Source organism: Nonomuraea deserti (genome assembly GCF_004348685.1).
Taxonomy (GTDB): Bacteria; Actinomycetota; Actinomycetes; order Streptosporangiales; family Streptosporangiaceae; genus Nonomuraea; species Nonomuraea deserti.
This window is the reverse complement of the sequence record NZ_SMKO01000007.1, coordinates 1-18,954: the sequence shown is the minus strand read 5'-3', so window position 1 is coordinate 18,954 and position 18,954 is coordinate 1. Positions and strand designations below refer to the sequence as shown.

Below are 18,954 nucleotides of genomic sequence, written 5' to 3'. Positions count from 1 at the left end.
GTACAAAAGTCGACGGGGGCGGAAATAGTGCGCTTCTGGACAACCGTCTTGGGTCTGGCCCGGAAGAAGATGATCGGGCCGCCTGTCGCCGTCGTGGCGATCGGGCTCGCCCTGGCCGCGTACTTCCTGGTCCCGAGCCGTTACGTCTCCACCGCCTCCATGGTGCTCACCGTGCCCGCCACGGGCGGGACGCTGGAGACCGGGCCCCAGCGGCGGCCCGGGCTGACCAACCCGCTGCTGCAGTTCAACGACGCCCTGCGGACGACCGCCGGCATCCTCATCCTGTCCACCAACACGCCCGACGTCGCCGCCGAGCTGGGCGTGACGGAGGACGGCCCGACCGTCCTGACCGTCAACGACGGGCGCACCAACCCCGACCTGCTCGGCATCAGCACCAACGGGCCGTTCGTCTACGTCGAGGTGGAGAGCACCTCGCCGGCCGTGGTCAGGGAGGTCATGCGCAAGGCGCGGCTGCGCATCAGGGTGGAGCTGGCCGAGCGGCAGAAGGCGCTGGGCGCGCCGGTGAGCACGCACATCGCGATCCTCGACGTGATGCCCGCCTCGGTGCCCCGGCTCGTCGTGACGGACCGCCTGCTGGGCGCCGCATCGGGCGGCCTGGTCGGGGTGGTGGCGGGGCTCGGCGTGGCCTACGGCGTCCAGCGCCTGCGCGCCGCCCGCCGCGCCGGCGAACCCGACCCTCCGGAAACCCCGGAGCCCGTCACCGAGCCCGCGCCGGAGCCGGTCGCCGGGCCGGTCGCCGAACCGGTCGCCGGGCCGGTCGCCGGGCCGGTCATCGGGCCCACGTCGGGGCCCGTCGCCGAGCCGGGACGGGAGAACGGTGCCGGGCCGCGTAACGGCGCGCGGCCGCCCGCCGGAGACCCGCCCGCCTCGCCCCTGACCGCCGATGACGACGACACCGGTCCCATCCCGGCGATCGAGCGGGAGGGAGATCAGCTCGACTCGACGACCTGAGCGCACCGCCGGATCGCGGCCATCCTGGCCTCGTGCGGGGTGTGCGACTTGGCGGAGATCATCATGCCCACCGCGTCAGGGGGCAGCCGGTCGGCGAAGGCGACCGCCTGGGCCTCGTCCCACGGCTCGTGGTGGTAGCTCAGGTGGCAGATCGTCGTGTTGACCGGCGGCGACGCCTTCAGCACCTCGTCGACGAACACGCCGTACAGGACGAACTCCGAGACGTGCAGCCGCGCGTTGAACGCGTCCAGCCAGTCGCGGCCGGTGACCTCGGTGACGCGGCGCCGCATGGCGAGCACGATCCGCGGGTCCCAGAACGTCAGCGCGGTCACGTAGTCGGGCAGCGGTGGTGGCGGCGGGGGCGGCAGGCCGAGCAGCTCGCGGGCGACCCGGTGCCACAGGAGGTGCCGCTCCATGTCGGCGGTCACGGCGTTCTCGACCCGGTGGAGGCAGAGCCGCCCGTCCACGCTGAACGACTCGACCCCGGTCGGGCGGACCAGCACGGCGTCGGAGTCGACGATGAGCAGGGCGTCGGCGTCGATCAGGCCGGCGGAGGCGATCTTGATGGTCTGCTGCATGACCCAGCCCCGCAGCGGGGGCCACGGGCGGCGGCAGTTGACGTGCACGTCGGTGAAGGGCACGCGGACGTACCTGCGGGGCAGCAGCTCCGAGCGGATCCACAGGCGGCAGCGCGGGCCCTCGAACCTGGAGAAGATCCGCCGGTCGCGGGCGGAGACGAAGACGTGGTGGACGGTGTCGTCCGAGGTGTACCGGAGAACGGATCGGTGCAGCTCGGCGAAGAGGCCGGCGTCCGGGGCGTAGGACGGGGTGATGACCGCCAGCTTGCTCACGGGCCGACTCCCATCGTGAAACGCCCCTGCCTTCCCCTTATCGGGTCGCCGGAGGTGGCGTTACAGGGTTGATGTAACGCTCCACCCCATTCGCGGCGACATCCATGAGGCAGGACTCGCGGGGAGGGCACGTGGATTTCTGGGGGACCGTCCTTGTCCTGACGCGACGCTGGTTCGTCGCCCTACCGGCCTTCCTGCTGGCGGTCGGCGGCGCGTCCTACACCTACTCCACGATCCCCGTCACCTACACCGTCTCCGCGGTCCTCGTGCTCACCGCGCCCACCAGCGGCGGGACCGTGCCACCCGACCCCGACCAGCCCGTCCCGCAGGTCAACCCGCTGCTCAACTTCGACCACGGGCTCGACGTGGCCGCGTCGATGCTGATCAACGTCATGAGCACGCCGGACATGGTGGCCGAGATGGGCGTTCGCCCCGACGGCGACACCGCCTACGCGGTCACCAACGGCACCAACAACCTGGAGTCGCTGGCGACCGGCCCCCTGGTCTTCGTCGAGGGAGAGAGCCGCGCGCCCGAGGCGGCCACGCGGATGGCCCGCGAGGTCATCGAGCGGGTCCGCCAGGAGCTGGACGTACGCCAGCGGCAGGTGCAGGCACCACCCGAGACCTACATCACGATCAGCGAGACGGTGCCGCCCACCACACCCGTGCCGCAGCAGGGCAGGAAGCTGCGCTCCGCCGCCGCGGCGCTCGGTCTGGGGCTGATCGCCGCCCTCTGCGCCTCGTTCGCCGCTGAAAGCCTCTCAGGGGCGCGCGGGGCCGGTTTCCCCGGGCTGCCGGGAACCCGGCGCGAACGGGACGAGCCCGAGCCCGCGGGCGGCGAGCAGGAACTGGTCACGGCCAGGAAACCGGGGTCGTAACCGGTGGCCGCCGCGACCCCCGGCGCCCCGCCGCTGCCGGGGCGCGCCGACGGCGCCACCGTCGCCGCCGTCTTCACCGTGGTCCTGCTGGTCGTGCCCGCCCGGCTGGTGCTGAAGTACCTGCCGCTCTCGCTCACCCCCGCGAACGTGGTGAGCCTCGCGGCGGCGCTGCTCTGGTTGTGCGCGCAGCTCACGCTCACCCTGGGCGTCGCGAAGGGGCGCAACCCCGTGCGCACGGTCCTGTTCGCCTACTTCACCGCGATGCTGGCGACCTTCGGGTTCACCACGTACGGGTACATGGACTCCGACGAGCTCAACCTGAGCGACCACTCCTTCGTGCTGGTGATCGCGACCGTCGGCATCGCGCTCACGGTCTGCGACGGCGTGCGGGGCCTGCGGCGGCTCGACTTCGTGCTGAAGACGCTGGTGGTGGCCGGGGCGGCGATCTCGGTGATCGGCGCCTTCCAGTTCCTGTTCTCGGTGGACCTGACCAGGTTCATGGAACTGCCGATCCTGCGCTACAGCACCGAGGGCGACTCGTTCGTCCTGGAGCGGGCCGAGCTGCGCCGCGTCGCGGCCACCACCGGCCACCCCATCGAGTTCGGCGTCGCCTGCGCCATGCTGCTCCCGCTGGCCGCCCACCTCGCCGTCAAGGCGCGCCTGCGCGGCGAGCCGGCGCTGCGCTGGTGGGCGTGCACGCTCCTCATCGGGCTCGGCCTGATGTTCTCCGTGTCGCGCTCCGCCATGCTGAGCCTCTTCGTGGCCGGCGTGGTGCTGTTCGCCGGCTGGCCCGCGCGGCGGCGGCTGCGGGCGCTGCTGGCGGGCGCCGGGTTCATGGCGGCCATCTGGGTCGCGGTCCCCGGCCTGCTCGGGGCCATCGCCGGGCTGTTCACCGACCTCGGCAACGACGAGAGCATCCAGTACAGGACCCACGACTACGCCGTCGCCGGCCAGGAGATCGGCCGGCACTTCTGGCTCGGCCGCGGCCTGGGCACCTGGTACGCCCCCAAGCACCAGATCTTCGACAACCAGTACATCCTGTCGATGGTGGAGACCGGGCTGATCGGGACCGTGGCGTACGCGTCGGTGTTCGTGGTGGCCTGCTACGCGGCGCTGAGGGCCCGGCACCTGAGCGCCGACCCCGGCGACCGCGACCTCGGGCTCACCGTCGCCGCCTGCCTGCTCGTGCCGCTCGCCGGGTCGTTCACCTTCGACCTGCTGTCGTTCGCGACCGTGACCGGGATCGCGTTCGTGCTCGTCGGCGCGGCCGGCGCCCTGCTGCGGGCCGCGCGGGCCGATCAGCTCTCACCCTCGCAGACCAGCGGGCCGACGATAGAGGTGACCCGATAGCTCTCGTCGATGGTGACCAGCTCGTTGCCGGACCACTCCGTCCTGCCGCACTCGGAGTCGACGGGCCCGTACACCCACGACTTGTCGACCAGCTTGTTGCCGCGCACGACCTGCCTGCCGCGGGCGTTGCGCACCTGCACGCTGTACGTGCCCCCCATGACGAGGTTGTCGGTGACGACCACGTCCTCCGACTTCTCGTCGACCAGGAAGATGGGGGCGGTGATGTGCTTCGCCTCGCGCTGGTCGACGGTGTTGTGGTGGAACAGCAGCCCCTTGCCGCCGTTGTAGGCCTGGATGCCGTCGGAGTGGTCGCCGGGGTTCGAGCACAACTTCACGAACGAGTCGCGGATCTCGACGTCGTCGCCGGAGACCCGGAAGCCGTCGCTGTGCCCCTGCACCAGCACCCTGGTCGCCTCGTACTTGTCGTAGCCGATCCCGGGCAGCGGCTCGCACTTGTCCGTGGTGCCCACCGTGGTGTCGGTGATGGTGAACCGGAACGACTCGGGGCCGTCGGAGTTGATCACGTCGCCGTCGATCACGCTGTTCCTGACGGTCACGTCGTCCGCGTGAATCAGCAGGTGGCCGGGCACGTGGACACCGTCGAGCACGGTGCCGGGCTTCCTGACGCGGTAGGCGACGTTCTCCGTGTCGAGCCGTACCTTGGTCAGCCTGATCCCGCGGGGCGCGCCCGTGCAGGCCGGGGTGGGATGGTCGGGGCAGGACGAGCCGTCGGCCCTGGTGATGCTCGGCGTGGGGGAGGGGCTCGGCGGCGGCTCGGCGGGCGCGGCCTGGCAGGCCGTGGCCAGCACCGCGACGGCCGGCAGCAGGCGGAGGGGTCGGCGCATCGCTCAGCCGCCCAGCCGCCGCAGCAGGCCCGCCCACGAGCCCGCCTCCCGGTCGCGCCGGCTGACCTCCGTGACGGGGAGCGGCCAGGCTATCCGCAGGTCCGGATCGTCGTAGCGGACCGCCAGGTCCTCGGCGGGATCGTGCTCCCTGTCGATGCGGTAGCAGGTGTCGGCGGGCTCGGTGAGCGCCTGGAAACCGTGCAGGAGGCCCGCGGGCACGTACAGCGTGACGAAGTCCTCGTCGTCGAGCCGCACCGCCATGCTGCGCCCGAACGTCGGCGAGTGCGGCCTGATGTCCACCAGCACGTCGTGGACCGCGCCGCGGGCGCACCTGACGAGCTTCGACTCGCCCTGGCCCGACCGCCCGTGCAGGCCGCGGACCGTGCCGCGCCGCGAGCGCGACTGGCTGTCCTGGATGAAGGTCGCGGGGGCCAGGCCGGCCTCGGCGGCGACGGCGGCGTCGAAGGTCCTGGTGAACAGGCCGCGGCTGTCGTGGTGCGGCGCCGGCCTGAACAGTACGACCCCGTCGAGCTCGCCCTGCTCTGCTTTCATGTGTCGTCCTTCCTGGAGGCGGTCCGGTGAAGCCGGTGGTCAGCGTCGTCATCCCGGCGCACAACGAGGAATCGGTCGTCGCGGAAGGGCTGGACCTGCTGCTCGCCGGGACCGCGCCGGGCGAGTTCGACGTCGTCGTGGTGGCCAACGCCTGCACCGACCGCACCGCCCGGGCCGCGGCACGGCCGGGCGTGCGGGTCCTGGAGACCGCGACCCCCGGCAAGGCCCACGCGCTGCGCCTGGGCGACGCGGCGTGCGCGACCTTCCCGCGCGTCTACCTCGACGCGGACGTGCGGATCGACGCCGCCTCCGTGCGGGCGCTCGCCGCCGCGGCCGCCCCGCCGGGCGTGCTCGCCTGCGCGCCCGCGCCGGAGTGGGACCTGTCCGGTACGGGCCCCGTGGTCCGTCGCGTGCACCGGGTGCACGACCGGCTCATCGCGCCGGGCAGGGCGCTCGCGGGCGTCGGCGTCTACGTGCTCGACGAGCGCGGGCACGGGCGGGCCTTCCCGCTGCCCGACGTGATCTCCGACGACGGCTGGGTGGACGGCTGCTTCACCGGCGACGAGCGGGTCGTGGTGGCGCGGGCGCGCTCCGTCGTGCGTCCCGCCCGCACGGTCCGCGCCCACCTGCGCCGGCGGGTCAGGGTCAGGCAGGGCAACAGGCAGCTCGCCGAGCTGGGCGTGCCCGCGCGCCCGCTGCGCCCGGGCGCGCTGCGCGCGCTGCTGGCCTCGCGGGCGGTCAGCCCGCTCGACGCCGCCTGTTACCTGGCCGTCCTGGCCATGGACCGGCTGCTCACCAGGCTCCGCGGCGGCAGGACGAGCTGGGGCACCGACGCCGGCAGCCGTCATCGCGACCCCACGGCGGCCTCGTAGGCCGCCAGTAACGCCGCCTTCGAACGTTGCCAGGACAGCGGGCCCGCGACCCTGGCGCGGCCGATCTCGCCCATCCGCCGCCGCTCGTCCGGATCGTCGAGCAGGCGCGCGATCAGCTTGGCGAACTCCGACTCGTCGTTCGCGGGCGCGTACAGGGCCGCCTCGCCCGCCGACACCCGCGCCTCGCGCAGCTCGAAGGAGACGATGGGCCTGGCCATGGCCATGTACTCCATGATCTTGTTCATCGTGGAGACGTCGTTGAGCGGGTTGAGCGGGTCGGGCGACAGGCACACGTCGGCCGTGGACAGGTGGCGCAGCAGGTCCTCGTCGGGGATCCTGCCGGTGAACTCGACGGCGTCCGCCAGGCCCAGCTCGCGGGAGAGCGCCACCATCGCGTCGAAGGTGTCGCCGCCGCCGACGAACACCGCGTGCCAGTCCGTACGCCCGTGCTCGTCCCGCAGCCGGGCCAGGCTGCGCAGCGCGTAGTCCACGCCGTCCTGCGGCCCCATCACGCCCAGGTAGCACAGCAGGTACGGCTTGCCGCGCCGCAGGCTCTCGTCGGGCGGCACCTGGTGGAACCGCTCGACCGCCGGGGCGCTGCGCACCACGAAGACCTCCTCGGGACGTTTGCCGCCCCGCGACAGCGCCACCTGCTTGTAGCTCTCGTTGGTCGCGATCACCACGTGCGCGGCCCGGTACGTCATCCGCTCCAGCCCGCGCACCGCGCGGTACAGCAGGTCCTCGCCCCGGCCGAAGCGCGACAGGTAGAGCTCGGGCACCAGGTCGTGCTGGTCGAAGACGAACCGCGTGCCCTTGCCCCGCGTGGCCCGCGCCACCAGGAAGAACAGGTCGGGCGGGTTGCAGCCGTGCACCACGTCGAACGTGCCGAGCCGCCTGGCCAGGCGGAAGGTGTGCCACAGCGCAGAGCCGTACTCACGCAGGTAGCCGAGAGGGCCGCCGGTGGCGGCGCGCAGCGGGTAGCGGTGGATGTGGATGCCGTCGATGACGGCCTCGGGCTCGGTGTCCTGCTTGGCGCCCCGCGGGCAGATGACGTGCACCTCCCAGCCCGCCTGGTACAGGGCCGTGCACTCCTGCCAGACGCGCCGGTCCATCGGTACGGACAGATTCTCGACGAGGATGAGCGCTCTACCACGCAATGCCGGTGTAGTCCCTTCTGCCCCGCTGGGCCTCCGCGTCAGGAACGCGTACGAGATCGACGATCCTGCGGTCGCCCGCGCGGCTCAGCGCGTCGAGCACCGTCGGGTCCGCGCACCCGATCACGCACACCTCGGCGTGCCGGAGGACCTCGTCCACCGAGTCGCCGAGCAGGTCGCCCAGGTGGGGCAGGCGTTCGGCGATGTAGGCGCGGTTGGCCCCCACGAGCCGCGACAGTGTCACGTTGGCGTCGTAGATGCGCAGGTCGTAGCCCTTGCCGAGGAGCCGTTCCGCGAGCTCGACGAGAGGGCTCTCGCGCAGGTCGTCCGTGCCGGGTTTGAACGAAAGCCCGAACAGGCCGATCCTGCGCCGGCCCGCGGCGGTGACCAGGTCGAAGGCGCGCTGGAGGTGGGCCTCGTTGGCGGGGAGCACGTGGGAGAGCAGCGGGACGGACACGTCGGCCTTGCGTGCCGCGTAGACCAGGCCGCGCAGATCCTTGGGCAGGCAGGAGCCGCCGAAGGCGAAGCCGGGCCGCAGGTAGGCGGGGCTGATGTTGAGCTTGCGGTCGGCCAGGAACACGTCCATCACGCGGTGCGAGTCGAGGCCCATGGCCTGGCAGATCGCGCCCAGCTCGTTGGCGAACCCGATCTTCACCGCGTGGAAGGCGTTGTCCGCATATTTGGCCATCTCGGCGACGGGGATCGGCACCCTGAAGACGTCGCCGGGCAGCCCGTCGTACAGCGCGGCGACCACGTCGCCGGCGGCCTCGTCCGACTCGCCGATCACCGTCTTGGGCGGCGCGAAGAAGTCGCGCACGCTGGTGCCCTCGCGCAGGAACTCGGGGTTGACCGCCACCCCGAAGTCCACGCCCGCCCGCAGTCCCGACGACAGCTCCAGGATCGGGACGAGCAGGTCGGCGCAGGTGCCCGGGAGCATGGTGCTGCGGAAGACCACCACGTGGCCCGCGGCCAGCGAGCGGCCGATCTGCTCGGCCACCCGCTCCAGGAAGGTCGTCGACAGGCTGCCGTTGGACGATGACGGGGTGCCCACGCAGACCAGCGACACCTCGCTGTCCCTGACGGCCCGGGCGGCGTCCGTGGTGGCGCGCAGCGTGCCGCCGGCGACGGACGTCGCGACCAGTTCCCCGATGCGCTCCTCGACGATCGGCGCGCGGCCGCCGTTGATGAGATCGACCTTGGCCTGGTTGACGTCGACGCCCACGACCTGGTGTCCCATGGAGGCCAGGCAGGCCGCCGAGACGCATCCGACGTAACCGAGTCCGAAGACACTAATTCGCACAGCCGCCTCCGTTAGGGACCGTCTGCTGTGGACCGCCGTCTGGAGGGCAGCGCGCGATCTCCCCCGCCTCCACCGATATGTCGGGCATGTCCGTTGGAACGTTACGGTTTTCTCCGCGACCTGACCGATCGTGCGATCGCCCTCGCCTCCGACAGCGCCGACGCGACGGCTCTGCGTACCGGATTCCTGGTGACGACGCCCTGGCAGACCACGCTCTCGCCGGTCTTCGCCCGCCGCTTGTACTCGTCCTCGCCCCTGCCGAGATCGATGCGGGCGACCCCGAGCGCCGGGGCGGCGGCCACCAGCTCGCGCAGCAGGATCCAGCCCGGCGACAGCCGGGCGAAGGCGGGGTCGTAGACCGGGAACCACCAGTGCAGGACCGCACCCGACCTGAGCCCGAAGTGCGCCGCGAGCAGGTGCTCCCCGGCGTGCAGCGTGGACAGCACGCCGCCGAAACCGGGGTCGCGGGCGCGCAGCAGGCCGTCGAGCAGCCGGACCCGGTCCGGCTCGGCGAAGTAGTCCTTGGCGCCGGTCGCGGCGTACTGCGCCCGCTTCAACTCGATCACCCGCGCCAGCGCCTTCGGGTCGGACGAGGCCGCCACGAACCGCAGCTCCCCGAGCTCCCGCCCCGCCTTCGCGGCCCGCCGCCTGGCCTGCCCCATGTTCTCCTTGCCGCTGCGCGAGGCCCGGCCCAGATAGCCCGCCAGCCCGCCGGTCACGTCCAGGTACGGCGACGGCCTGCGGGAGACCACCCACCGCTCGAAACCGGGCGCCGCCTCCACCAGGTGGTCGAACGTGTAGGCGGCGGCCCCGTTCCCGAGCAGGTCGAGCGGCCGGAACCCGGTGCCGGCGGCCAGGATCGGCCCCTGGAAGTCCGCGCCGGGCCAGCCCACAGGGCGCAGCAGCCGCCCCTCGCGGTGGTGCGGCAGGAACGCGACGGGCGTGCCGCCGTCGCGCGCGACCGCCACGTGGACCGGCCGCCCCGCGGCGTGCACGGCCGCCGAGAAACCCGGATGGAAATAAGGGCTGTCCAGGGCCGGGTTGGCCGCGCGCAGCGCGTGCCAGGACTCCAGCTCGGCCGGGGCGAGCGCGGTGAACCGTTCCACCCGCAGCCCGCTCATTGCGGCAGCGCCGTCATCCGGCGTGACGGCCGCAGCAGCGCCACCACGCAGGCCCGCGACGTACGCCGCCCGGCCAGCGCCCGAACCGCCTCACCGGCCAGCACGGCCAGGTAGTACGCGGCCCCCGACGCCGGCCCGTGGCGCCGCCGGTACAGGCGCACCTTGTTCACGACGAGCAGCGCCGCCAGCGTCGGATTCACGCCCGAGTCGCCGCCGATGTGCTCGATCACCGACGCGGGCTCGTACCACGTCGTCCATCCCAGGTCGGCGGCGCGCAGGCAGTAGTCCGTCTCCTCGCTGTAGAGCAGGAACGACTCGTCCCACGCGCCCACCTCGCGGATGACCCGCGGCTTGAGCAGCATGGCCGCGCCCGTCGCCCAGGCGTACGCGCCGGGACGCGCGTAGTCGCGCGGATCGGTCACCAGCTCGCCCAGCCCGCCGACGCGCCCGGCCAGCGCCCCGCCGACCAGCGCCTCGGCCAGCGCCCTGCCCACGGTCGGCGTCCGGCGCAGCGACGGCTGCAGCGTGCCGTCGGGGTTGACCATGTAGGGGACCGCGATGCCCCTGCCGGGCTCTCGCAGGCAGCCGAGCAGCGGCGCGATCGACCCGGGACGCAGCCGGCAGTCGGGGTTGAGCACGTAGATGCCGTCGAGCCCGTCGAGGTCGAGCACGGCGGTCCCGGCGTTGATCGCGGCGGCGTACCCGGCGTTCCTGCCGACCTGGACCACCGTGACCCCCGCCCGCTCGGCGACGGCCACGGAGTCGTCCCTGGAGGCGTTGTCGGCCACCACCACGTCCGCCAGCTCCACCCCTTCCGCGCCCCGCGCCAGCGAGTCGAGGCAGCCGGCGAGCACGGACGCGCTGTTGTAGGTGACGATCACGACGGCGACCCGGCCCATCAGCGCACCCGCTTGTACAGGCGCATGCCGAGCTTGCCCGCGCGCCGGGCGAGCGGCGCCCTGCCGTCGAGCACACGCCCGATCCAGGCGCCGTCGAGGTCGTGCCGGAGGCTGTTACGGGCCTGGAGCCAGGAGCCCGGCCTGGCCCGGCCGCCGTCGCTGGTGTACACGCGGGTCACCCCCGCCATCCGCAGCCGGCGCAGGACCCGGCGGTCGTAGGAGCCGAACGGGATGGCCACCCGCGACACCGGCGCGCCGGCGAGCCCGGCGAGCACGGTCCTGGACCTGGTGAACTCCTCGGCCACCTGCGGGCCGTCCAGCGTGCGCCAGTCGCGGTGCGCCCAGCCGTGCGAGCCGACCCGCATGCCCGCGCCGGCCAGCTCCCGCACCCCGTCGGCGTCGAGCCTGCCGGGCTCGCCGAGCAGCCCGGCCAGGACGAAGAACTCCGCCCGCAGGCCCCGCTCCACCAGCCGGGGAAGGGCGATCTCCACATCGGACGCGTTCCCGTCGTCGAACGTGAGCCGTACGTCGGGGCGACCGGCCACCGCGTCGACCACCTGCTCGAACTGCTCGACCGTCACCCACGTCGCGTCCTCGCCCCGTTCGAGCGCGCGGGCCGCCTCGCCGATGCCGTGCACGGTCAGGTTGGTTACCGCACGCATCCTGCCCCCTGGTCAGAAGGTCACCAGGAGAGTTATCGCCACCCAGGATGGACCGTTACATCCGTTTTGCGTACCAGTCGACGGTCTGCCGCAGCCCCGCTTCGAGCGTGGTCGCCGGCCGCCACCTCAGCACGCGCTCGGCGGGCCCGATGTCGGAGCGCTGCGTACGGTCCAGCGGCCTGGCCGCGACGGCGCCGAACACGGGCCTGGCAGAGCCGCCCGCGCCGCCACCCGAGCCGCCGCCCGCACTGCTGCCCGCGGTGCCACCCGCGGCGCCGCCCGGCCTGCCACCCGTGGTGCCGGCCACGATGTCGGCCAGCAACTCCGCCGTGTGGCGGATGGAGACCGGCTCCGGCGTGCCGATGTCGAGGACGTGCCCGGCCGCGTCGCCGTTCGCCCCCGCGAGGACGAACGCGTCCACCACGTCCTCGACGTACACCCAGGTGACGAGCCGGGCGCCGGACGTGAGCCGGGGCGACTGCCCCCTCAGCAGGGACGTCGCCACGTACGGCACGAGCCTGGCCGTGTTCGGCTCGCCGGGCCCGTAGACCATCGCCACGCGCAGCACCGAGACCGGAACCCGCCACAGCGCGTGGAACATCCGGGCGTACCCGGTCGCCGCGGCCTTCGCCGCCGCGTACGGCGAGCTCGGCGCCTGCCCGTCGCGCGGCTCCTCCACCGAGCCCGCCAGCACCACGCTGCGGACGGGGGCGCCGGTCACGGCCGTCAGCAGGTTGACCGCGGCGCCCAGGTTGCCCGCCAGCGTCGGCGCCACGGCCTCCGGCTCGCGGGCGCCGGTGACCTCACTGGCCAGGTGGAAGACCACCTCCGGCCGGACCGCGGCCATCAGGGCGGCCGTCGCGGCGGCGTCGCGCAGGTCGGCCGCGTGCCAGCGCTCGCCGTGCCCGGCGGTCGCCGGCGGACGGCGGCTGACCGCGTGCACCCGCGCGCCCAGCCCGGCCAGGCGGCGGGCCAGGTGGGAGCCGATGAACCCGGTGGCGCCGGTGACCAGCGTGCGCGTCCCCTGCCAGGCTGACATATGATCTCCGGCTAGTCGTGTTGTTCCGGCGACGGGATGGGCTCGCCCGTGTCGTGCCAGACGTTGCCCGCCTTGGCGGCGAGCTCGGAGCGGGTGCTCAGCAGGATCGGGCAGTCGTGCGCGGAGTTGCGCCCGAACCGGTTGCCGGTGACGCGCTGCCCGGCCAGCGGGCGGTCCAGCGGCGTGTGGTCGATGTTGACGATGCAGGCGCCGCCGTCGAGGTAGTTGTCCTCCACCCGCAGCTCGTCGGCCGAGGACTGGACGGCCGCGTTCGGGTCGCGCGTGGTGGACAGGTCGATCGTGTTGTGCCGCAGCGTGACGCCGCTCTGGTCGGCGAAGGCCTGGACGCCGTCGTTGTGGGTGGGCCCGCCGCCCTGGTCGGGGTCGTGGGCGAACCAGCTCAGGTCGTGGATGTAGGAGTCCTGGACCAGGGTGGCGGTGTGGGCCTTGACGCCGTCCACCGTGCCACGGAACTCCGAGCGGTAGATCTTCGTGGCAGCCGCCCAGATGCCGTCGACGGACGGCGAGGGATGGGCGGGGTGGAACTCCGAGTCCTCCACCACCGTGTCCTTGCCCTGCTCGGTGTCGAGCAGCGGCCGCACGTCGGAGGTCGCGGCGCCGCGGAAGACGCATTTGCGGAACGTGACACCGCGCGCGGTCACCACCACGAAGCCGTGGAAGATCTTGCCCTCGACGACCTCGCCGTCCTTGGCGAAGGTCTGGTCACCGGTGACGGCGGTGAGCGCGGTGCCGGGCGGTACGCCCGTGGAGGCCGCGTCGGGAAAGCCGGGAGGGCCTGGCCCGCCGGTCTCCGGGGACGGGCTCCCGGTTGCGGCGGGGCTCTGCGCGGCCCGGCCCGCGGGCTCGCCGAGCTGCTGGGCGACCGTGACGGCCAGGGCCAGGGCGGCGACCGCGGCTATGACATACGACCACGTCTTCGCCACCCTGGCATATTCGCGAAAAATCAGCCGATGCGCCAGGTGTCGCCACCCAGCAGCAGCTCGCTCAGATCGCCGGCTCCGGTGCGGGTCGCGGCCTCGTCGAGCTGCTCGGCCATGAGCGTGTCGTAGGCCGGGCGGGAGACCTGCCGGAAGATGCCGATCGGCACGTGCTCGAACGCCGGCTCGTCGAGCCTGCTGAGCGCGAAGGCCACCGACGGGTCGGGGTTGTGCGCGTCGTGCACGAGGATCCGGTCGTCGCTCACGCTGTCGCGGGCCACCACCTCGAGGCCCCCGCTCGCCGCGCGTACGACGGCTTTCGAGGCGCTCGCGATCGGCTGGCCGTGCTCCAGCCGCACCGTGATGTCGTCGCGGACCTCGGGGTCCTTGAGCTGCTCGAAGGCGTTGTCGTTGAAGATGTTGCAGTTCTGGTAGATCTCGACCAGCGACGTGCCGCGGTGCGCGGTCGCCTCGCGCAGCACCGACTGCAGGTGCTTGCGGTCGGAGTCGATGGTCCTGGCCACGAAGGACGCCTCGGCGCCGATGGCCAGCGAGATCGGGTTGAACGGCTTGTCCAGCGACCCCATCGGCGTCGACTTGGTGATCTTGCCGACCTCGCTCGTGGGGGAGTACTGGCCCTTGGTCAGGCCGTAGATCCGGTTGTTGAACAGCAGGATGTTGAGGTTGACGTTGCGGCGCAGCGCGTGGATCAGGTGGTTGCCGCCGATCGACAGCGCGTCGCCGTCACCGGTGATCACCCACACCGACAGGTCGGGCCGCGAGGCGGCCAGGCCGGTCGCGATCGCGGGCGCGCGGCCGTGGATGGAGTGGAACCCGTAGGTGTTGAGGTAGTAGGGGAAGCGCGAGGAGCACCCGATGCCCGACACGAACACGATGTTCTCGCGCTTGAGCCCGAGCTCGGGCAGGAAGCTCTGCACGGCGGCGAGGATCGCGTAGTCGCCGCAGCCCGGGCACCAGCGCACCTCCTGGTCGGACTTGAAGTCCTTCAGGCTCTGCTTCACGTCGGTCTTGGGGACGAGCGAAAGGCCCTTCCCGTTCACCGAAGTTTTGCCGGAGGCGAACAATGGTTCACTGGTCACTGTTGATCACGTCCTGGATGACTCCGGCCAGCTCCTCGGCCTTGAACGGGAGCCCGCGCACGCGGTTGTAGCTGATCACGTCGACGAGGTAGCGGGCCCGCAGCAGCAGGGCCAGCTGGCCCAGGTTGATCTCGGGCAGCAGCACCTTGTCGTAGCGCTTGAGGATCTCGCCGGTGTTGGCGGGCAGCGGGTTGAGATGGCGCAGGTGGGTCTGCGCGACCTTGCCGCCGCCCTTCCTGATGCGCCGCACGGCGGCGGCGATCGGGCCGTACGTCGAGCCCCACCCGATGACCAGCACCCTGGCGTCGCCGTCGGGGTCGTCGACCTCGAGGTCGGGCACGTCGATGCCGGCGATCTTGGCGGCCCGGGTGCGGACCATCAGGTCGTGGTTGGCGGGGTCGTAGGAGATGTTGCCGGTGCCGTCGGCCTTCTCGATGCCGCCGATGCGGTGTTCGAGGCCCGGGGTGCCGGGGATGGCCCACGGGCGGGCGAGGGTCTCGGTGTCACGCTTGAAGGGCAGGAACGTGCCCTCCTCGCCGTTGGGGGCGGTCGTGAACTCCTGCGAGATGTCCGGCAGGTCGGCGATTTCAGGCAGGCGCCAGGGCTCGGAGCCGTTGGCGAGATAGCCGTCCGACAACAACATGACAGGCGTGCGATACTTGACGGCGATCCTGGCCGCCTCGATGGCCGCGTCGAAGCAGTCGCTCGGCGACATCGGCGCCACGATCGGCACGGGCGACTCGCCGTTGCGGCCGTACATGGCCATCAGCAGGTCGGTCTGCTCGGTCTTGGTCGGCATGCCGGTGCTCGGCCCCGCGCGCTGCACGTCGACGACGATCAGCGGCAGCTCGGTGGTGACCGCCAGGCCGACGGTCTCGGCCTTCAGCGCCACGCCGGGGCCCGACGTCGTGGTCACGCCCAGCGCCCCGCCGAACGCGGCCCCGAGCGCCGCGCCGACCCCGGCGATCTCGTCCTCGGCCTGGAAGGTGCGGATCCCGAACCGCTTGTGCTTGGACAGCTCGTGCAGGATGTCGCTCGCCGGGGTGATCGGATAGGACCCCAGGAAGAGCGGCAACTTCGACTGCACGCTGGCGGCGATCAGACCGTAGGCGAGCGCCTGGTTGCCGGAGATGTTGCGATAGACACCCGGAGCCAGCCGCGCGGGCTTGACCTCGTAGCTCACCGAGAAGCCCTCGGTCGTCTCGCCGAAGTTCCAGCCCGCCTGGAAGGCGGCGATGTTGGCCTTGGCGATGTCGGGCTTCTTGGCGAACTTCTGCTCGAGGAACTTGATGGTGTGCTCGGTCGGCCGGTGGTAGAGCCAGGACAGCAGTCCGAGGGCGAACATGTTCTTCGACCGCTCGGCGTCCTTCTTCGACAGGTCGAAGTCTTCGAGCGCCTTGACGGTCAGGGAGGTCAGCGGGACCGCGTGCACGCGCCACTCGCTCAGGGAGTCGTCCTCGAGCGGGCTGGTGGCGTAGCCGACCTTCTGCAGGTTGCGCTTGGTGAACTCGTCGGTGTTCGCGATGATGTCGGCGCCCCTGGGCAGGTCGCCCAGGTTGGCCTTGAGCGCGGCCGGGTTCATCGCCACGAGCACGTTCGGCGCGTCGCCGGGCGTGAGGATGTCGTGGTCGGCGAAGTGCAACTGGAAGCTCGAGACGCCGGGCAGCGTGCCGGCGGGCGCGCGGATCTCGGCGGGGAAGTTGGGCAGTGTCGACAGGTCGTTGCCGAACTCCGCCGTGCCCGCCGTGAAACGGTCGCCGGTGAGCTGCATGCCGTCGCCGGAGTCTCCAGCGAATCTGATGATCACGCGGTCGAGTTGCTGGACCTGCTTCGTCACAGCTCAGTCCTCCTCGACGCGCCAAGGCGCGGTTGATGTAGGCGCGTTCTCTGTATCCATGCTAGATCCTCGGAAGGTCACGCGTTTTACTGGCCGCGAAAGCGGGTAAACGCGGGCGGAGTCAGGGTGAGGTGGGAGAACGACGACACAGCCCGGACGCGAGCCTGCAGAGGTCCACATGCAGGCGGGCGAACAGGACGGTTCGGGTCACGTGCGCCAACTATACGTCCCCCCACACGCGCGCTACGTCAGGGGCTGGCCGCTCCCCGACCTGTACATGCGTCCGGCCTGCATCCCCGCAGTGCCGTACAACTCAGGAACGGTGACAAAGCTGTAACCCTTCCCGCGCAACCTTTCGAGGATGTCCGGAACCGCATCGACGGTTTCCCGATGGATGTCGTGCATGAGAATGATCGCACCTGGATGCGCCGCGCGCACCGCTCGGTCGGCGATGTCGGCAGATTTCCCGCCCTTCTGGTCGTGGGTGTCGACATCCCAGGTGACCAGCGACGCGCCCTGATCGGCCGCGACGGCGCGCAACTCCGGGCCCACGGCCCCGTACGGCGGCCGCACGAGCGTCGGCGTCCGCCCGGTCGCGGTGGAGATCGCGTTCCCGGCCCGCCTCAGCGAGTCGGCGATCTTGCTGGTGGGCAGGTCGGCAAGGTTCCTGTGCGTCCAGCCGTGGTTCCCGACCAGGTGCCCCTCGGCGCTCATCCGCAGCACCAGACCGGGATCTGCGGCGGCGTTCGTGCCGAGGGGGAAGAACGTGGCCCGCGCCCGGCCGTCCTGCAGCTCGTCGAGCAGTGCACCGGTGTAAGGGCCGGGACCGTCGTCGAACGTCAGCGCCACACATTTGGTCTCGGCGCAGTCGGTGGTCACGGCCAGGTTCCTGACGGCCTCGGTGTTGTTCGCGGGGTCGCCCGTGGGCGGGGGCCCGTCCATGTCCTCCGCGGTCTTCAGCGCCGCCGTCCTGACGCCGGCCTGGGCCCGCGCCCCCAGGCCGGACAGCAGCGGCGCCACGTCGTCCGCCGGCACGGCCGCGGCCACCCGGCCCAGCCGGCACGGCCCGACCTGGCAGTCGTCGAACTCGACCACCAGATCCCCGTCACGGTTGAAGGCCATCGAGTCGAACCGGTCGCCGTCCGCGATGATCCCGCCCGCCGCGATCTGCGACCCGCGCTCCTTGAGCAGTTGCCGCTTGACCAGCACGCCCAGCCTGCCCAGCGCGTCCTTGCCCGCGAGCAGCCCGGAGGAGCGGACCGCCTTGCCCTCGTGCGGGTCGAACCAGTACGTCCGCGTGGCGTACTCCCAGCCCGCCTTCAGCTTTTCGCCGGTGCGCAACCGCACCGCGACCGCCTCGGGGGAGGCGGCGGCGAGCTGCCAGTTCACGTTCAGCTCCGGCCGCGGGCCGGCCGCCCTCGTCTTCGTGCGCTCGCGGAAGACGCGCAGCTGCTCGCGTGCCCGCTCGCGCAGCGTCCGGTTGAGCGCGGGGGCCTCGTCCAGCTCGGGGTAGGTGATGTGCACGTGTCTGCCGCTGGTGCCGTCGCCTTCGGTGATGGTTCTGGTGGACAGCCCGACCACGGTCGTGGGGTCGACAAAGTCGATCGATGTCGGCTCTGCCGGGACCACGATGCCCCTGTCGGGCACGGTGGCGGCCATGCCGCAACCGGACACCGAGAGGGCCAGCAGAGCGATTCCTGGAGAGAATCGCTTTTTACGCATGCATGTCAGGGTATGTGGGCGATCTTCCCATTTACTCTGATTTGGGATGATCAGGAACTGACTTTTGACCATCCCCCGGTTTGGGTCCCACTGAGTTACCATCCCGTCATGGACGGCTATTTCGGGTCCTACGTGCTCGTCGCCGCGCTGCTCGCCATCGGCGTCGCCATCGTGGCCGGCGCCCTGCTCGCCAACCGCCTGCTCCGCCCCTCCAGGCCCACGCCGGACAAGCTGACCACGTACGAGTGCGGGGTCGACCCGGTGGGCGACGGCTGGGCGCAGTCCCAGGTCCGCTACTACGTCTTCACGTACCTCTACGTGGTGTTCGCGGTGGACGCCGTCTTCCTGTTCCCCTGGGCGACCGTCTTCGACGCCCCCGGCTACGGGCTGACCACGCTCGTCGAGATGTTCGTCTTCCTCGGGTTCATCGCCCTCGGCATCGTCTACGCCTGGCGCAAGCGCGTGCTCACCTGGACATGAGGATGTGGCACGTTGTCTGCCATGTCTGCCATGTCTGCCGAGTCCGTCTGCCCGCAGTGCGACCAGCCGCTCAGGACCGAGCCGTCCTTCCCCGCTTGGTGCCCGTCCTGCGACCGGAACGTCGTACGCGACGGCGAAAGGCGAGAGCGCGCCCGGCCAGCCCGATTATCGGCCAGGCTCCGTCCGCGGCCTCCACGAGGACGTCCTCCGCTCGGGGAAGGAGCCTGGCGGCATCTCGGCGGGCGCGGCCCGCGTCATCGGCTACGCCCTCGCCTGCCTGACCCACCTCCTCACCCCTGCTTTCCTCCTTCTCGGCGTCTACCTGCTGACCCGCGGCAGCCTTCTCGCCGTTCTCCCCGCCCTGGTGGCCCTCGACCTCGCC

At 71.8% G+C, this 18,954-nt stretch carries 20 protein-coding genes; 5 read left to right on the top strand and 15 right to left on the bottom strand.

Annotated elements, in window-relative coordinates:
- Window positions 1-69 precede the first annotated feature (69 nt).
- Entirely contained in the window at window positions 70-972 is a 903-nt protein-coding gene (locus tag E1292_RS50895) for a hypothetical protein (protein ID WP_165974382.1), read from the top strand.
- Here E1292_RS50895 and E1292_RS04595 read toward each other — a convergent pair.
- Window positions 951-1,823, bottom strand: coding sequence for a DUF6492 family protein (locus tag E1292_RS04595; RefSeq protein ID WP_132592311.1), 873 nt, complete (start codon window positions 1,821-1,823; stop codon window positions 951-953). The genes E1292_RS50895 and E1292_RS04595 overlap by 22 nt on opposite strands.
- A gap of 131 nt (window positions 1,824-1,954) precedes the next feature.
- Here E1292_RS04595 and E1292_RS04590 point away from each other — a divergent pair, with 131 nt between their 5' ends.
- Window positions 1,955-2,701, top strand: a complete 747-nt coding sequence (locus E1292_RS04590; RefSeq protein WP_132592309.1) for a YveK family protein — start codon at window positions 1,955-1,957, stop codon at window positions 2,699-2,701.
- 3 nt (window positions 2,702-2,704) lie between these two features.
- Window positions 2,705-4,051 carry an O-antigen ligase family protein gene (locus tag E1292_RS04585; RefSeq protein ID WP_132592307.1) on the top strand — a complete coding sequence of 449 codons (1,347 nt, stop codon included), beginning with the start codon at window positions 2,705-2,707 and terminating at the stop codon, window positions 4,049-4,051.
- On the opposite strand, the gene E1292_RS04580 is transcribed toward E1292_RS04585, so the two are convergent.
- Window positions 4,000-4,896, bottom strand: coding sequence for a hypothetical protein (locus E1292_RS04580; protein WP_132592305.1), 897 nt, complete (start codon window positions 4,894-4,896; stop codon window positions 4,000-4,002). The genes E1292_RS04585 and E1292_RS04580 overlap by 52 nt on opposite strands.
- A 3-nt stretch (window positions 4,897-4,899) precedes the next feature.
- Window positions 4,900-5,448: a dTDP-4-dehydrorhamnose 3,5-epimerase family protein gene (locus E1292_RS04575; protein ID WP_132592303.1), complete on the bottom strand. Its 549-nt coding sequence runs from the start codon at window positions 5,446-5,448 to the stop codon at window positions 4,900-4,902.
- Window positions 5,449-5,474: 26 nt separating this feature from the next.
- Here E1292_RS04575 and E1292_RS04570 point away from each other — a divergent pair, with 26 nt between their 5' ends.
- Window positions 5,475-6,320 (top strand): glycosyltransferase, encoded by an 846-nt coding sequence (locus tag E1292_RS04570; protein WP_132592301.1) that lies wholly within the window; start codon window positions 5,475-5,477, stop codon window positions 6,318-6,320.
- Here the strand turns inward: E1292_RS04570 and E1292_RS04565 are convergent.
- The 11 genes from E1292_RS04565 to E1292_RS04525 form a co-directional block, all read right to left on the bottom strand.
- Window positions 6,293-7,477, bottom strand: a complete 1,185-nt coding sequence (locus E1292_RS04565) for a glycosyltransferase family 4 protein (RefSeq protein WP_132592299.1) — start codon at window positions 7,475-7,477, stop codon at window positions 6,293-6,295. The genes E1292_RS04570 and E1292_RS04565 overlap by 28 nt on opposite strands.
- A complete protein-coding gene (locus tag E1292_RS04560; RefSeq protein ID WP_132592297.1) occupies window positions 7,467-8,774 on the bottom strand; it encodes a nucleotide sugar dehydrogenase in 1,308 nt (435 codons plus the stop codon). Before E1292_RS04560 ends, E1292_RS04565 begins: the two co-directional genes overlap by 11 nt.
- Before the next feature lie 101 nt (window positions 8,775-8,875).
- Window positions 8,876-9,895 (bottom strand): GNAT family N-acetyltransferase, encoded by a 1,020-nt coding sequence (locus E1292_RS04555; RefSeq protein ID WP_132592295.1) that lies wholly within the window; start codon window positions 9,893-9,895, stop codon window positions 8,876-8,878.
- Window positions 9,892-10,794, bottom strand: coding sequence for a glycosyltransferase family 2 protein (locus tag E1292_RS04550; protein ID WP_132592293.1), 903 nt, complete (start codon window positions 10,792-10,794; stop codon window positions 9,892-9,894). Before E1292_RS04550 ends, E1292_RS04555 begins: the two co-directional genes overlap by 4 nt.
- Window positions 10,794-11,456, bottom strand: coding sequence for a polysaccharide deacetylase family protein (locus E1292_RS04545; RefSeq protein ID WP_132592291.1), 663 nt, complete (start codon window positions 11,454-11,456; stop codon window positions 10,794-10,796). The genes E1292_RS04550 and E1292_RS04545 overlap by 1 nt, the downstream gene beginning before the upstream one ends.
- Before the next feature lie 55 nt (window positions 11,457-11,511).
- Entirely contained in the window at window positions 11,512-12,495 is a 984-nt protein-coding gene (locus E1292_RS50890; protein WP_165974381.1) for an NAD-dependent epimerase/dehydratase family protein, read from the bottom strand.
- Window positions 12,496-12,506: 11 nt separating this feature from the next.
- Window positions 12,507-13,439 (bottom strand): hypothetical protein, encoded by a 933-nt coding sequence (locus E1292_RS50885; RefSeq protein WP_165974380.1) that lies wholly within the window; start codon window positions 13,437-13,439, stop codon window positions 12,507-12,509.
- Window positions 13,440-13,459: 20 nt separating this feature from the next.
- Entirely contained in the window at window positions 13,460-14,533 is a 1,074-nt protein-coding gene (locus tag E1292_RS04535; RefSeq protein ID WP_246089922.1) for a 2-oxoacid:ferredoxin oxidoreductase subunit beta, read from the bottom strand.
- Window positions 14,523-16,370, bottom strand: coding sequence for a 2-oxoacid:acceptor oxidoreductase subunit alpha (locus tag E1292_RS04530; protein ID WP_132592289.1), 1,848 nt, complete (start codon window positions 16,368-16,370; stop codon window positions 14,523-14,525). Before E1292_RS04530 ends, E1292_RS04535 begins: the two co-directional genes overlap by 11 nt.
- Before the next feature lie 121 nt (window positions 16,371-16,491).
- Window positions 16,492-16,581, bottom strand: coding sequence for a putative leader peptide (locus E1292_RS55665; RefSeq protein ID WP_311132193.1), 90 nt, complete (start codon window positions 16,579-16,581; stop codon window positions 16,492-16,494).
- 32 nt (window positions 16,582-16,613) lie between these two features.
- Entirely contained in the window at window positions 16,614-18,092 is a 1,479-nt protein-coding gene (locus tag E1292_RS04525; RefSeq protein WP_165974379.1) for a polysaccharide deacetylase family protein, read from the bottom strand.
- 108 nt (window positions 18,093-18,200) lie between these two features.
- On the opposite strand from E1292_RS04525, the gene E1292_RS04520 reads away from it, so the two are divergent.
- Window positions 18,201-18,572 (top strand): NADH-quinone oxidoreductase subunit A, encoded by a 372-nt coding sequence (locus E1292_RS04520; protein ID WP_132592285.1) that lies wholly within the window; start codon window positions 18,201-18,203, stop codon window positions 18,570-18,572.
- A gap of 70 nt (window positions 18,573-18,642) precedes the next feature.
- On the opposite strand, the gene E1292_RS52540 is transcribed toward E1292_RS04520, so the two are convergent.
- On the bottom strand, window positions 18,643-18,954 hold a 312-nt coding region (locus E1292_RS52540; protein ID WP_220446669.1), incomplete at its 5' end, for a hypothetical protein.

What these genes read in the sequence shown, in the direction of transcription:
- E1292_RS04575 (WP_132592303.1), bottom strand. Translation starts at nt 5,448, where the DNA reads ATGAAAGCAGAGCAGGGCGAGCTCGACGGGGTCGTACTGTTCAGGCCG.
- E1292_RS04545 (WP_132592291.1), bottom strand. Translation starts at nt 11,456, where the DNA reads ATGCGTGCGGTAACCAACCTGACCGTGCACGGCATCGGCGAGGCGGCC.
- E1292_RS04555 (WP_132592295.1), bottom strand. Translation starts at nt 9,895, where the DNA reads ATGAGCGGGCTGCGGGTGGAACGGTTCACCGCGCTCGCCCCGGCCGAG.
- E1292_RS50895 (WP_165974382.1), top strand. Translation starts at nt 70, where the DNA reads ATGATCGGGCCGCCTGTCGCCGTCGTGGCGATCGGGCTCGCCCTGGCC.
- E1292_RS04520 (WP_132592285.1), top strand. Translation starts at nt 18,201, where the DNA reads ATGGACGGCTATTTCGGGTCCTACGTGCTCGTCGCCGCGCTGCTCGCC.
- E1292_RS04550 (WP_132592293.1), bottom strand. Translation starts at nt 10,794, where the DNA reads ATGGGCCGGGTCGCCGTCGTGATCGTCACCTACAACAGCGCGTCCGTG.
- E1292_RS04580 (WP_132592305.1), bottom strand. Translation starts at nt 4,896, where the DNA reads ATGCGCCGACCCCTCCGCCTGCTGCCGGCCGTCGCGGTGCTGGCCACG.
- E1292_RS04525 (WP_165974379.1), bottom strand. Translation starts at nt 18,092, where the DNA reads ATGCGTAAAAAGCGATTCTCTCCAGGAATCGCTCTGCTGGCCCTCTCG.
- E1292_RS50890 (WP_165974381.1), bottom strand. Translation starts at nt 12,495, where the DNA reads ATGTCAGCCTGGCAGGGGACGCGCACGCTGGTCACCGGCGCCACCGGG.